A 12548-nucleotide genomic window follows, 5' to 3' on the forward strand; every position below is an offset into this window, starting at 1 on the left:
CACTCCGCCGGGCCGTACGCAGCCCGCCGAATCTGCGCGCGTAGCACCACGGAGAGCGGCGGAGGGGGGACGGACGGCGGACCGCCGCATACGATGGCCCACATGGGTGACGTACTGGCTGGAATTCACTCCGCCTGGGAGTTCACAGCGGACTCCGTGCTCATCCGCTTCGAACGGGGGATTCGCACGCCGAAGCTCTTCCAGGTGCTCGGGGAACGGCGTATCCCGTACGAGGCGCTGAGCACCGTCGAGCTGGCCCCGGGCGGCAAGCGCGGCACCGTCGTGCTGCGCGCCGTGCCCCGGGAGGGCGCGGACCCGCTGCTGGAAGCGGCAGCCGGACAGCTCAAGGAGAGCAGCGACCCCTACCGGTTGGTGCTGCCCGCCGAGCGCGAGCCGCTCGCGGACCGCTACGCCGCCGAACTGCGGGCGGCGCTGCCCCCGGAGGCGGCCAAACCGGCCCAGGACCACCTCGTCGCCGCACCCTCCGCCCCGCAGAGCTTCAAGGCGTACGACGGCAAGGCGTCCTTCGACGGCACGGGAGTCGGCTTCCGGTGGTTCTGGACGGGGGCCTCGACGGCCAAATGGAAGGCCGGCGACCAGTACTTCCCGGTCGGTGAGCTGGAGAGCGTCGAGTGGTGCTCACCGGAGGGGCCCGGCGGCCATCTGCGGCTGCGCCCACGCGGAGCGGAGATCCTCGCGGAGGCCGACCAGGACCCGGCCTCCGTGGTGTTCGGACTCGGCTACGGACCCGTCTACGAGTCCCTGCCCTTCGCCGCCTCGGTCCTGGAGGCGGTACGGGCGGCCGGGCCGGTGCGGGAGACCGGGAGTGTCTGCTCGGCGCCCGCACCGCAGCCGCCCCGTTCGGACCCGGCGGATGTGGCCGAACGCATCCGGCACCTCGGCGAACTGCACGACGCCGGGCTGCTGACCGACCACGAGTTCACCGCCAAGAAGGCGGAGCTGCTGGCGGAGCTGTGACCCCGGGATCCGCGCTCTCCCCCCTGTGGGGCCAACTGCGCTCGCTCGCCGCCGCCCTGGCCACCCCCGCCGCCTCGCGTGAACCGCTGCTGGGCCACGCGGCCTCCCGCACCGTGCGGCTGCTGCCCTATGTGCTGGCGTCCGGCTTCACGATCGTGCTCCTCCCGGTGACCGCACAGGTGCTCTCGCACGACTTCGCGGTGCCCGGCGGCTGGGCCGGTGTGCTGAGCGTGGCGCAGACCGCGCCCCTGCTCCTGGCGGTGACCCGGCCGCTGCCCGCCTGGTGGATCGTCTTCGGTGCGGACCTGGCCGGCGCCCTGGTGCTGCTGGTGACGGGCGGAGGCGCCGGACGGCCCTGGCCGTGGCCGCCGATGGTGATCGTGGGCTGCCTGGTGCTGTATCTGGCGCTGGCGCTGCGCGAGAGCCGCCGCACGCTGCTCGCGGTCTGGCTCGTGACGGTGTCCGCCTCGCTCGCGCTGGGGTTCACCGCGCCCGAGCGCAGCGAGGGGACGAACGTGCTGCTGATCGTGCTGAGCGGCGCCGTACTGCTGCTCGGTGCCACCTTGCGGGAGCGGGCCGAGGCGCAGCGCCGACTGGCGGAGCAGGAGCACATCAGCGAGGCCGAACGCGCCCGCCGCACCCTGCTGGAGGAGCGCGCCCGGATCGCCCGGGAACTGCACGACGTGGTCGCGCACCACATGTCCGTCATCACCGTCCAGGCCGACAGCGCGCCCTACCGGATCGCGGAGATGCCGCAGGAGGCGCGCGAGGAGTTCGGCTCCATCGCCGCGGCCGCACGCGAGTCGCTGACCGAGATGCGCCGCCTGCTCGGCGTCCTGCGCAGCGAGACCACCCGCGGTGAACGAGCCCCCCAGCCCGGCCTGGAGCGGCTGGAGCAGCTCGTGGAGGCGACCGTACGCGCCGGAGTGCCCACCGAGCTGGACCTCGCACTGCCCGGTGCGGAGAACGGGCCCGAGGCAGGGGACGGTGCCGGGAGGGAGGACGGGGCCGAGAGGGGGGACGGGACCGGTGCGGCGGGTGCGGACGCTCCTGCGCCGACCGTGACGCTCTCGGCGTACCGGATCGTCCAGGAGGCGCTCGCCAACGTCGTGCGGCACGCACCCGGCGCCCGGACCCGCGTCTCGGTGACGGTTCCGGACGAGGGCTGGCTGTCCGTGGTGGTCGTCAACGGCGCCTCGCCGGAACCGGAAGCGGCCCCGCTGGAGACGACCGGCACCGGGCACGGCCTGGTGGGGATGCGGGAACGGGTGCGGCTGGTCGGCGGGAGCCTGCAGGTCGGTGCACTGCCCGACGGCGGATTCCGGGTCGCGGCCCGACTGCCGCTGCACCCGCCCCCCGCCGCTCCGTCCGGACCGCACGACGAGGCCTCTCCCGGGGCCGACGTGCGGGACGCGGAGCGGGACCGGGCCTGCGAGCACGCACCCGACCCGCGGCACACCGGCTCCACCCCGACCGTATGATCCGACCGTCTGGAAGGCGCTCCCCCGCATGAACGGCATCGGCACGTCCGGCGTTCCCCCGACCGGCCGGGTGACCCGCCTGGTCATCGTCGACGACCAGGCCATGGTCCGGGCGGGATTCGCCGCGCTGCTGGCCGCCCAGAGCGACATCGACGTGGTGGGCGAGGCCCCCGACGGCGCGGCGGGCGTCGAGCTGTGCCGCCGGGTCCACCCCGACGTGGTGCTGATGGACGTGCGGATGCCGCGCCTGGACGGCCTGGAGGCGGCCGAGCAGCTCCTCGACCCGCCGCCGGGCGTCACCCACCGTCCCAAGGTGCTGATGCTGACGACGTTCGACGTGGACGACTATGTGTACGAGGCGCTGCGGCTGGGCGCGAGCGGCTTCCTGCTCAAGGACGCGCCGCCGGCCGACCTGATCGCCGCGGTGCGGGTGGTCGCCGAGGGCGAGGCCCTGCTGGCGCCCTCGGTGACCCGGCGGCTGATCGCCGAGTTCGCCCGGCAGCGGGCCGGGAACGGCCCGCTGCGGGGGCGGGCCCAGGCGTCCGGACTACGGCTCAAGACACTCACCGAACGGGAGACCGAGGTGCTGGAGCTCGTGGCCCGCGGACGGTCCAACACCGAGATCGCCGAGATCCTCGTGCTGGCCGAGCAGACGGTGAAGACCCATGTGAGCCGCGTCTTCGCCAAGCTGGGGCTGCGCGACCGGGCCCAGGCCGTCGTCTTCGCCTACGAGTCGGGGCTGGTCGCGCCGGGCGACCACTAGCTCCGCCGGCCCGCGCGGCCGCGCGGGCCGATGCCACTTGCGGCCCGGGCCCCGGCGGTCCTCGGCCCCGACCGTCCGGGGCTCCACCGGTCCAGGGCTCCGCCGGTCCAGGGCTCCGCCGACCCCGCCGGTCCGGGGCTCCGCCGGTCCACCGTCTCACCGGCCCGGGGGCCTCCGCGGTGCGCAGGGCGCGGATCCCGCGCGCCCTGCGCCACCCCCTACCCCGGTAGCACCCGACGGTTGGCTCCGCAGTGTGACGCCCCGCGTACGGCCGGAGCCGCACGCTCCTGCTGCCGCCTCCGGAGACGCCGCGGGCGGCGGGAGGAGGGACAGGCCCATGAAGCGCCGCCGTACGCGTGTTCTGCTCGTCGCCCCGCTCGTCGGAGCGGTGCTCGCCACCACGGTGGGGGTGACCAGCGGAACGGAGCAGACCCCGGTGACCGGGCCCGCGCCGGGCGCCGCCGCCTGGCGCGCGGACCGTGCGCTGGGGCGCACGCTGCCGGACCCCGCGACGGCGAGCCCCGAACGGGTCGCCGGATTCTTCGCGGAGCTGAGTGCGAGCGAGCGGCGGGGGCTGGTGCGGCGCCATGCGATGACGGTGGGGAATCTGGACGGCGTCCCCCTGCGTGTGAGGTATCAGGCGAACCGGCTGGCGCTCAAGCGGGAGCAGCGGGTGCAGTCGGCGCGGGCACGGGCGGAGGGGCTGACCCGGGAGGACCACCGGGAGGCCCGGAGGAAGGTCAGGCGGTACGCCCGGCTGCTGGCCCCCGGACGGCGGATCCTGGCCTTCGATCCGCGCGGCCGGGGCCAGGTCGCCGAGGTCTTCGGGGACCTCGCGCACGCGACCAGGACCGCGGTCGTCGTACCCGGCTCCGACATCGACCTGGCCGACTTCGACCGCGGCGGCGGGAACCGTTACGGCAGGCCCGCCGGGATGGCGGCCGCGCTGCACGACCGGATGGTGCGGCGCGCCCCGCACACCCGCAGCGCAGTCGTCGCCTGGGTCGGCTACACCACACCGGTCGGTCTGGGCCCGGACGCCGCGACGGGGAAGCTCGCCGACGCCGGAGCCCCGCGGCTGGTGCGCTTCCTGGACGGGCTGGCGCAGAGCGGGACTCCGGCTCCCGCGGTGCTGTGCCACAGCTACGGGTCGGTCGTGTGCGGCCGGGCCGCATCCCGGCTCGACCCGTCCGAGGCCGCCGGGCTGATTGTCTTCGGCTCCCCCGGGATGCGGGCCGACTCGGTGGCGGACCTGCACACCCGGGTGCCGGTGTGGGCGGCACGGGCCGCGGAGGACTGGATCGGCCGCGTGCCGCACGTGCGGCTGCTGGGCCTGGGGCACGGCACCGACCCCACCGACCCCGGATTCGGAGCGCGTGTCGTCACCGCGGCCGGCGCCGACGGGCACAGTGGCTATCTGAAGCCGGGCACCGACTCGCTGGACAACTTCGCCGCGATCGCGCTGCGTGCCTACGGATCGGTCCGGTGCGCCCCCGCCTCCCGGGAGTGCGCCGCGGTCCGCTGAGGTGCGCGCGCCGAGCGGGTCGCGGGCGGATGGTGCACGCGCCGGGGCAGGCGCCGGGAGGGTGGACGGCCGGGCGGCGGACGAGGCGGACGGGACGCACCTGACCCGGGGCACGCCTGGCGCGGGCGCCGGACGCCGGACGCCGGGCGCCGGGCGCCGGGCGCGGGGCGCGGGGCGCGGGGCGCGCCGGGAGCGCGTTCCACCACCCGGCACCGAGGTGGCCGGCTTCCCCGGCTATGCGCCCGAGGCCGAGTGCGGGGAGCGGTGCTCGGCGGTGGCGTCGGAGGCGGCCGGGGCCATGACCGCGCGGGTCGCCGGGAGATCGCCGGTGCTGCGCGAGTAGTGGTCGATCTTGTAGTCGAGGACCTCGAGCGTGTCGTGCAGCTCGGCGATCCGGGCCAGCACATCCTCGCGGGTGGCCTCCAGGAGGGCCTTGCGTTCGCCGAACGTCTGCTCGCCCTGGCGCACCATCTCCGCGTAGCGCACCATGTCCGCCACGGGCATCCCGGTCAGCCGGAGTTTGCCGACGAGGTCCAGCCAGTTCAGGTCCCGGTCGGAGAAGCGGCGCTGGCCGGTGTGGGACCTGTCCACGTGCGGCATCAGGCCGATCCGCTCGTACCAGCGCAGGGTGTGCGCGCTCAGTCCGCTCAGTTCAGCGGCCTCGCTGATGGTGTAGCGGTGCTGCCCCTCGGGCCGTCGGCCGGTGCAGGGCGCCTCGGCGCACCGCGCCGGTGCCCGGGGCTGCGATGTCGGCGGATTCTCCGGCTGCGTCATGGTCACAAGTGAACGCTACGGACTTCGAGTGCGCTCGAAGCAAGGGGGGAAATCGTCGGCACTTCGGTGCCGTTAGGCTCGGGGCCATGGACAGCCTGCGGATGATCGAGACCTGGCCGGTGCCCACCGCCGCGGCGGCCGTCGTACGCGCCGACGGGACCGTGGCCGGGACGCGCGGCCCGGCCGCGCAGCGCTTCGCGCTGGCCTCGGTCACCAAGCCGCTGACCGCCTACGCGGCACTGATGGCGCTGGAGGAGGGCGCCGTCGAACTGGACGAGCCTGCCGGGCCCGAGGGTTCGACGGTGCGGCATCTGCTGGCGCACACCTCGGGGCTCGCCTTCGACGAGCACCGGACCATGGCCGAGCCCGGCACCCGCCGGATCTACTCGAACGCGGGTTTCGAGGCGCTGGCCGACCATCTGGCCAAGGCGACCGAGATGCCCTTCGCGCAGTACTTGCGCGAGGGCGTGCTCGGTCCGCTGGGCATGACGGGCACCGAACTGGACGGCTCGGCCGCCAAGGACGGCTTCTCCACCCTGGCCGACCTGACCCGGTTCGCCGCCGAACTGCAGTCCCCCGCGCTGCTGGACCCCTCGACGGTGCGGCAGGCGGCCTCGGTGGTCTTCCCCGGGCTCAGCGGGGTGCTGCCCGGCTACGGCCACCAGAAGCCGAACGACTGGGGCCTGGGGTTCGAGATCCGCGGCACCAAGTCCCCGCACTGGACGGGCGAGACGTCCGCGCCCGACACCTTCGGGCACTTCGGCCAGTCCGGCACGTTCCTGTGGGTCGACCCGCGGGCCGGCGCGGCCTGCGTGGTGCTGACCGACCGGGACTTCGGCCCCTGGGCCGTGGAGGCGTGGACGCCGTTCACGGACGCGGTGCTGGCGGAGCTGGCGGAGCTGGCGGGCTGAGACGCAGACACCGGGCGGTGTGCGCGAAGCGGCGTGCACGGCGCGGAGGCCGCACGCCGTGGGGCCGGGACCCGGGTGGCGGGCGGGCCGGGGCTCAGCCGTAGGCGGGTTCCGCGTGCATCTCCCACAGCAGCAGTTCGGCCCCGCCCTCGGCACGCAGCTCCCGGCCCTCCTGCTGCCCGGTCAGCCGCGCCGCGTCGCCCGCACCCAGCGCCGTGCCGTCCGGTGCCGTGTCCTCCAGCAGCACCCGGCCGCGCACGACCTGGACGTAGCAGTACGCGGCGTCGGGGATCGCCGCGCGCTCCCCGTCGGCGAGGCGGCGCACGTGCAGCACGGCCTCGGTGCGGGGCAGCGCGAACGGGGTGCTGTCCGCGATGCCCCGCACCACCTCGTACTCGGGTGCGGTGCCGAACACGCCCGGAACCAGCCACATCTGGACGAAACGCAGTTCAGCGGTGCCCGCATTGCGCTCGCTGTGCCGCACACCGCTGCCGGCGCCGAGCCGCTGCACGTCCCCGGGGCGCACCACGGTGGCGTGCCCGGTGGAATCGGTGTGCTCCAGCTCGCCCTCGACGACCCAGGTGACGATCTCCACATCGCGGTGCGGGTGGGTGTCGAATCCGGCGCCGGGTGCGAGCCGCTCCTCGTTGCAGGCCACCAGCAGTCCGAAGCCGGTGTTGCCGGGATCGTAGAAACCGGAGAAGGAGAAGGCGTGCCGGGTGTCGATCCCGGCGCCCGGGTCACCGCCCGGGTACCTGTCCTCGGCCCGCCACACAACCTGTGCCATGCGCCCCACGGTAGCCGCGGAGCCGGGGGGCGGGGCACGGCCCCCGACCGGCGCGCGGACGGCCCGGCGCGCCGTCCGCCGGTCCGCGGGCGCCCCCGCCATACCCCGCGACCGGGGTTGATGTCGAGGGTCCGATCCCGGCCCCTCGAAGGGCCCCCTCGCGCCCCGCGCCCGGCACGGGCATCCGGTAAGGCAGGCTTGTCCCGTGCCCGAAGCCTCAGATCCACCACCCCAGCACCCCCATCTGGCCACCCTTCGCCGCCTGGAACAGTCCTCCGGGAAACTCGCCGCCGCCGCCATCACGCGGATGGACGAGCAGCTCCCCTGGTACCGCGCGATGCCGCCGGAGAACCGCTCCTGGATCGGACTGGTCGCGCAGGCGGGCATCGCGGCCTTCACCGAGTGGTTCCGGCACCCGGAGACGCCGCAGGCCATCAGCACCGACGTGTTCGGCACCGCACCGCGGGAACTGACGCGCGCGATCACCCTGCGGCAGACCGTGGAGATGGTGCGCACCACGATCGAGGTCGTCGAGGCGGCGATCGACGAGGTGGCGGCGCCCGGCGACGAGGCGGTGCTGCGCGAGGCGCTGCTGGTGTACGCGCGGGAGATCGCTTTCGCGACCGCGCAGGTCTACGCGCAGGCCGCCGAGGCGCGCGGCGCGTGGGACGCCCGCCTGGAGTCGCTCGTCGTCAACGCGGTGCTCTCCGGGGAGGCGGACGAGGGCGCCGTCTCCCGGGCCGCGGCGCTGGGCTGGAACTCCCCCGAACATGTGGCCGTGGTCCTGGGCACCGCGCCGGACGGCGACAGCGAACTGACCGTCGAGGCCATTCGGCGCGCCTCCCGGCAGGCGAAGCTGCAGGTGCTCACCGGGGTGCTCGGCAGCCGCCTGGTGGTGATCGCCGGAGGGTCGGACGATCCGCTGAAGGCCGCCAAGTCGCTGATCGGGCCGTTCGCGGCGGGCCCGGTGGTCGCGGGGCCCGTGGTGGGCGACCTGCTGGCCGCGACCCGCTCGGCACAGGCGGCGATGGCGGGCCTGAAAGCGTGCGCCGCCTGGCCCGACGCCCCCCGGCCGGTCCTCGCGGACGACCTGCTGCCGGAGCGCGCGATGGCGGGCGACCCGGTCGCTCGAGAGCTGCTGGTGGAGGAGATCTACAGACCTTTGGAGGAGGCCGGGTCGGCGCTGCTGGAAACGCTCAGCGTCTATCTGGAGCAGGCGAGTAGCCTGGAGGGCGCCGCACGGATGCTGTTCGTGCATCCCAACACCGTCCGCTACCGGCTACGACGTGTGACGGACGTCACCGGGTGGTCGCCGTCCGATGTCCGCTCGGCATTCACTCTGCGTGTCGCCCTGATCCTGGGGCGTCTCGCCGACTTCGGAGGTCAGCCGTAAGCTGGCGGGCACCTTTTGTCGAGGGTCCACAATTACCCTCCCCGTTCTTCGTCTCGGTCCCCACCGGCCGAGACCCGTGTCCACAGGAGAGAGTGAAAGAGTGCTCGTACTCGTCGCTCCCGGCCAAGGCGCCCAGAAGCCTGGCCTGCTGACCCCCTGGCTCGAACTCCCCGGCGCCGCCGACCGGCTGGCCCAGTGGTCCGCCGCCATCGACCTCGACCTGGTGCACTACGGCACCGAGGCCGACGCCGACGCGATCCGGGACACGTCAGTGGCCCAGCCGCTGCTGGTGGCCACCGCCCTGCTGTCCGGCGACGCACTGCTGACGGCCGGCTCCGCGGAGGACGCGCCCGCCCGGGCCGCCACCGTCGGTGCCTTCGCCGGGCACAGCGTCGGCGAACTGGCCGCCGCGGCGCTGAGCGGAGTGCTCACCCCGCTGGAGGCGCTGCGCATCGTCCGCGCCCGGGGGGCGGCGATGGCCGAGGCCGCCGCCGCTGCCGAGACCGGGATGTCCGCCGTGCTGGGCGGGGATTCGGACGTGGTCGCCGGGCACCTGGAGAAGCTCGGGCTGACCCCCGCGAACATGAACGGCGCGGGCCAGGTCGTGGCCGCCGGTACCGCCGAACAGCTCGCGGCGCTCTCCGCCGACCGCCCCGAGAAGGCGCGGGTCATCCCGCTGAAGGTGGCGGGGGCCTTCCACACCGACCACATGGCGAGCGCACTGCCCGCCATGGAGGCGGCCGTGGCGGACGTGGCACCGGGCGCCCCCGTCACCCGCTATGTCTCCAACCTCGACGGTGCGGTCGTGGAGTCGGGCCCGGACGTCGTACGCCGGCTGGTGCACCAGATCTCGGCGCCGGTGCGCTGGGACCTGTGCATGGAGACGTTCCAGCGGCTGGGCGCCACCGCGCTGATCGAGCTGTGCCCCGGCGGCACCCTGACCGGCCTGGCCAAGCGCGCCCTGCCGGATGTACGGACGCTGGCGCTGAAGTCGCCCGACGACCTCGCCGCGGCACGGGACCTCGTCGCCGCTCACACGTCCGCCTGACCTCCAAGGAGCCCGAGAAGCATGACCGCGAAGATCAAGCCCGCGCAGGGCTCGCCGTATGCGCGCATTCTCGGCGTCGGCGGATACCGGCCGACCCGGGTGGTACCGAACGAGGAGATCCTCAAGCACATCGACTCCTCCGACGAGTGGATCCGCTCCCGTTCGGGCATCGCGACCCGGCACTGGGCGGGACCGGAGGAGACGGTCGCCGAGATGACCCTGGAGGCCGCGGGCAAGGCCGTCGCGGACGCCGGAGTCACTCCCGACCAGGTGGACGCGGTCATCATCTCGACCGTCTCGCACTTCAAGCAGACCCCGGCGGTCGCCACCGAGATCGCCGACCGGATGGGCGCGGGCAAGGCGGCGGCCTTCGACATCAACGCGGGCTGCGCCGGCTTCGGCTACGGCCTCACCCTGGCCAAGAGCCTGATCGTCGAGGGCAGCGCGCGGCATGTGCTGGTGGTCGGCGCCGAGCGGCTCTCCGACCTGACCGACCTGACCGACCGCTCCACGGCGTTCCTGTTCGGGGACGGCGCCGGAGCCGTCGTCGTCGGCCCCTCGGAAGAGCCCGGTTTCGGCCCCTCGATCTGGGGTTCGGAGGGCGACAAGCGGGACGTCATCTCGCAGACCGTCCCCTGGGACGGCTTCCGGGTCGGCGACGTCGCGCAGCTTCCGCTGAGCGAGGACGGCTCGGTGAAGTTCCCCGCCCTGCGCCAGGAGGGCCAGACGGTCTTCCGCTGGGCCGTCTTCGAGATGGCCAAGGTCGCGCAGCAGGCCCTGGACGCCGCCGGGATAACGCCCGAGGACCTGGACGTCTTCATCCCGCACCAGGCCAACATGCGGATCATCGACTCGATGGTGAAGACTCTCAAACTGCCCGAACACGTCACGGTCGCCCGGGACGTGGAGACCACGGGCAACACCTCGGCTGCCTCCATCCCGCTGGCGATGGAGCGGCTGCTGGCGACCGGGAGGGCGAAGAGCGGCGACACCGCCCTCGTCATCGGCTTCGGGGCGGGTCTCGTCTACGCCGCCACGGTCGTTACCCTCCCCTAGTCAAGATCCAAGCAGCCCCGTACGACAGGGTCGGGCGCTGCGGACTCACCGCAACACGAAGGAGCGCCGCAATGGCCGCCACTCAGGAAGAGATCGTCTCGGGCCTCGCCGAGATCGTGAACGAGATCGCCGGTATCCCGGCCGAGGACGTCAAGCTCGAGAAGTCCTTCACGGACGACCTGGACGTGGACTCGCTGTCCATGGTCGAGGTGGTCGTCGCCGCGGAGGAGCGCTTCGACGTGAAGATCCCGGACGACGACGTCAAGAACCTCAAGACCGTCGGCGACGCGACCGACTACATCCTCAAGCACCAGCCCTGAAACATTCGTTGACGCGTTTGTCGCCACCCCGCATGCGGGTGGCTCAAACGAGTCACCCCCTACCGTGGAGAGAATTCCAGTGAACGCGACCAATCACTCCGTGGTCGTCACCGGTATCGGCGCAACCACACCGCTGGGTGGCGACAGCGCATCGACCTGGGAAGGGCTCGTCGCCGGGCGCTCGGGCGCGGCGCTCCTCGAGGAGGAGTGGGCCGCCGACCTGCCGGTACGGATCGCGGCCCGGGCCGCGGTCGACCCGAGCGAGGTCATCCCCCGCCCCCAGGCCAGGCGGCTGGACCGCTCGGCGCAGTTCGCGCTGATCGCGGCCCGCGAGGCGTGGGCCGACGCGGGCTTCACCGCCCGGGCCGGCGAGGACGCCTCCGTCAACCCGGACCGGCTGGGCGCCGTGGTGGCGTCCGGGATCGGCGGCGTGACCACGCTGCTGGACCAGTACGACGTGCTGCGCGAGAAGGGCGTCCGCCGCGTCTCGCCGCACACGGTGCCGATGCTGATGCCGAACGGCCCCTCGGCCAACGTGGGCCTGGAGGTCAACGCCAGGGCCGGGGTGCACACCCCGGTCAGCGCCTGCGCCTCCGGCTCCGAGGCGGTCGGGTACGCGATCGAGATGATCCGCACCGGCCGCGCCGACATCGTGATCGCGGGCGGTACCGAGGCGGCCATCCACCCGCTGCCGATCGTCGCCTTCGGCAACATGATGGCGATGTCCAAGAACAACGAGGACCCGCAGGGCGCCTCCCGCCCCTTCGACGTGGACCGCAACGGGTTCGTGCTCGGCGAGGGCGCCGGGGTGATCGTGCTGGAGTCGGCCGAGCACGCCAGGCGCCGCGGAGCCCGGGTCTACGCCGAGGCGGTGGGCCAGGGCATCTCCGCCGACAGCCACGACATCGTGCAGCCGGAGCCCTCGGGCAACGGCATCGCGCACGCGCTGCAGCACCTCGCCGCCAACACCGACCTGGACCCGGCCGAGGTCATGCACATCAACGCACACGCGACCTCGACCCCGCAGGGCGACCTGGCGGAGCTGAAGGCGCTGCGCAAGGTGTTCGGCGACGACGTCGATCACATGAGCATCTCGGCGACCAAGTCGATGACCGGGCATCTGCTCGGCGGCGCGGGCGGTGTCGAGACGGTGGCCACGCTGCTGGCGCTGCACAACCGCATCGCACCGCCGACGATCAACATCGACAATCTCGACCCGGAGGTGGACGGTGACATCGTGCGCGACGCCGCCCGCGAGCTCCCGGCCGAGGGCCGGATCACGGCGCTGAACAACTCCTTCGGATTCGGCGGCCACAACGTGGTGCTGGCGTTCCGCACGGTGTGATCCCGCGCGCGGACCGTGTCCCGGACCGCGATCCGCACCGCGGCCTGTCGCGACAGGAATGAGGGGCGGCCTCCCGGAGGCCGCCCCTCACCGCTGTTCCGTCCCCGGTGCGCGCCCGCCGGCGGCGCCGCCCGGCCGCCGGGGGCACAGCGGCAGCGGACGCCGGG

The 12548-nt window shown here is 73.8% G+C and carries 12 protein-coding genes; 10 read left to right on the top strand and 2 right to left on the bottom strand.

Features of this window, described 5'->3' with window-relative positions; all coding sequences use genetic code 11:
• The first annotated feature begins 102 nt into the window (after positions 1-102).
• The 4 genes from A949_RS0110870 to A949_RS0110885 all read left to right on the top strand — a co-directional run bounded on the left by A949_RS0110870 (position 103) and on the right by A949_RS0110885 (position 4747).
• Positions 103-978 carry a DUF4429 domain-containing protein gene (locus tag A949_RS0110870; RefSeq protein WP_026004543.1) on the top strand — a complete coding sequence of 292 codons (876 nt, stop codon included), beginning with the start codon at positions 103-105 and terminating at the stop codon, positions 976-978.
• Positions 975-2459: a sensor histidine kinase gene (locus A949_RS0110875; protein WP_019356035.1), complete on the top strand. Its 1485-nt coding sequence runs from the start codon at positions 975-977 to the stop codon at positions 2457-2459. Before A949_RS0110870 ends, A949_RS0110875 begins: the two co-directional genes overlap by 4 nt.
• A gap of 28 nt (positions 2460-2487) precedes the next feature.
• Positions 2488-3222: a response regulator gene (locus A949_RS0110880; RefSeq protein WP_019356036.1), complete on the top strand. Its 735-nt coding sequence runs from the start codon at positions 2488-2490 to the stop codon at positions 3220-3222.
• A 337-nt stretch (positions 3223-3559) separates the two neighbouring features.
• On the top strand, positions 3560-4747 hold the full coding sequence (locus A949_RS0110885; RefSeq protein WP_019356037.1) for an alpha/beta hydrolase: 1188 nt from the start codon (positions 3560-3562) through the stop codon (positions 4745-4747).
• 234 nt (positions 4748-4981) lie between these two features.
• Here the strand turns inward: A949_RS0110885 and A949_RS0110890 are convergent, their stop codons facing one another.
• A complete protein-coding gene (locus A949_RS0110890) occupies positions 4982-5521 on the bottom strand; it encodes a MerR family transcriptional regulator (RefSeq protein ID WP_019356038.1) in 540 nt (179 codons plus the stop codon).
• A gap of 86 nt (positions 5522-5607) precedes the next feature.
• Here A949_RS0110890 and A949_RS0110895 point away from each other — a divergent pair, with 86 nt between their 5' ends.
• Positions 5608-6432, top strand: coding sequence for a serine hydrolase domain-containing protein (locus A949_RS0110895; protein ID WP_019356039.1), 825 nt, complete (start codon positions 5608-5610; stop codon positions 6430-6432).
• Between the two features lie 94 nt (positions 6433-6526).
• Here A949_RS0110895 and A949_RS0110900 read toward each other — a convergent pair whose 3' ends face one another.
• On the bottom strand, positions 6527-7219 hold the full coding sequence (locus A949_RS0110900) for a pirin family protein (protein WP_026004545.1): 693 nt from the start codon (positions 7217-7219) through the stop codon (positions 6527-6529).
• Between the two features lie 205 nt (positions 7220-7424).
• On the opposite strand from A949_RS0110900, the gene A949_RS0110905 reads away from it, so the two are divergent.
• The 5 genes from A949_RS0110905 (at position 7425) to A949_RS0110925 (ending at position 12381) form a co-directional block, all read left to right on the top strand.
• Positions 7425-8612 (top strand): PucR family transcriptional regulator, encoded by a 1188-nt coding sequence (locus A949_RS0110905; RefSeq protein WP_026004546.1) that lies wholly within the window; start codon positions 7425-7427, stop codon positions 8610-8612.
• Positions 8613-8712: 100 nt separating this feature from the next.
• Positions 8713-9660 (top strand): ACP S-malonyltransferase, encoded by a 948-nt coding sequence (locus tag A949_RS0110910; RefSeq protein WP_019356042.1) that lies wholly within the window; start codon positions 8713-8715, stop codon positions 9658-9660.
• 21 nt (positions 9661-9681) lie between these two features.
• Positions 9682-10716 (top strand): ketoacyl-ACP synthase III, encoded by a 1035-nt coding sequence (locus A949_RS0110915; RefSeq protein WP_019356043.1) that lies wholly within the window; start codon positions 9682-9684, stop codon positions 10714-10716.
• A gap of 71 nt (positions 10717-10787) precedes the next feature.
• Positions 10788-11036, top strand: coding sequence for an acyl carrier protein (locus A949_RS0110920; RefSeq protein WP_019356044.1), 249 nt, complete (start codon positions 10788-10790; stop codon positions 11034-11036).
• Between the two features lie 79 nt (positions 11037-11115).
• The gene (locus A949_RS0110925; RefSeq protein WP_019356045.1) at positions 11116-12381 is read left to right on the top strand and encodes a beta-ketoacyl-[acyl-carrier-protein] synthase family protein; all 1266 of its coding nucleotides are present in this window, start codon (positions 11116-11118) and stop codon (positions 12379-12381) included.
• Positions 12382-12548 lie beyond the last annotated feature (167 nt).

The sequence above is a fragment of the Streptomyces sp. AA1529 genome (genome assembly GCF_000280905.1).
Taxonomy (GTDB): domain Bacteria; phylum Actinomycetota; class Actinomycetes; order Streptomycetales; family Streptomycetaceae; genus Streptomyces.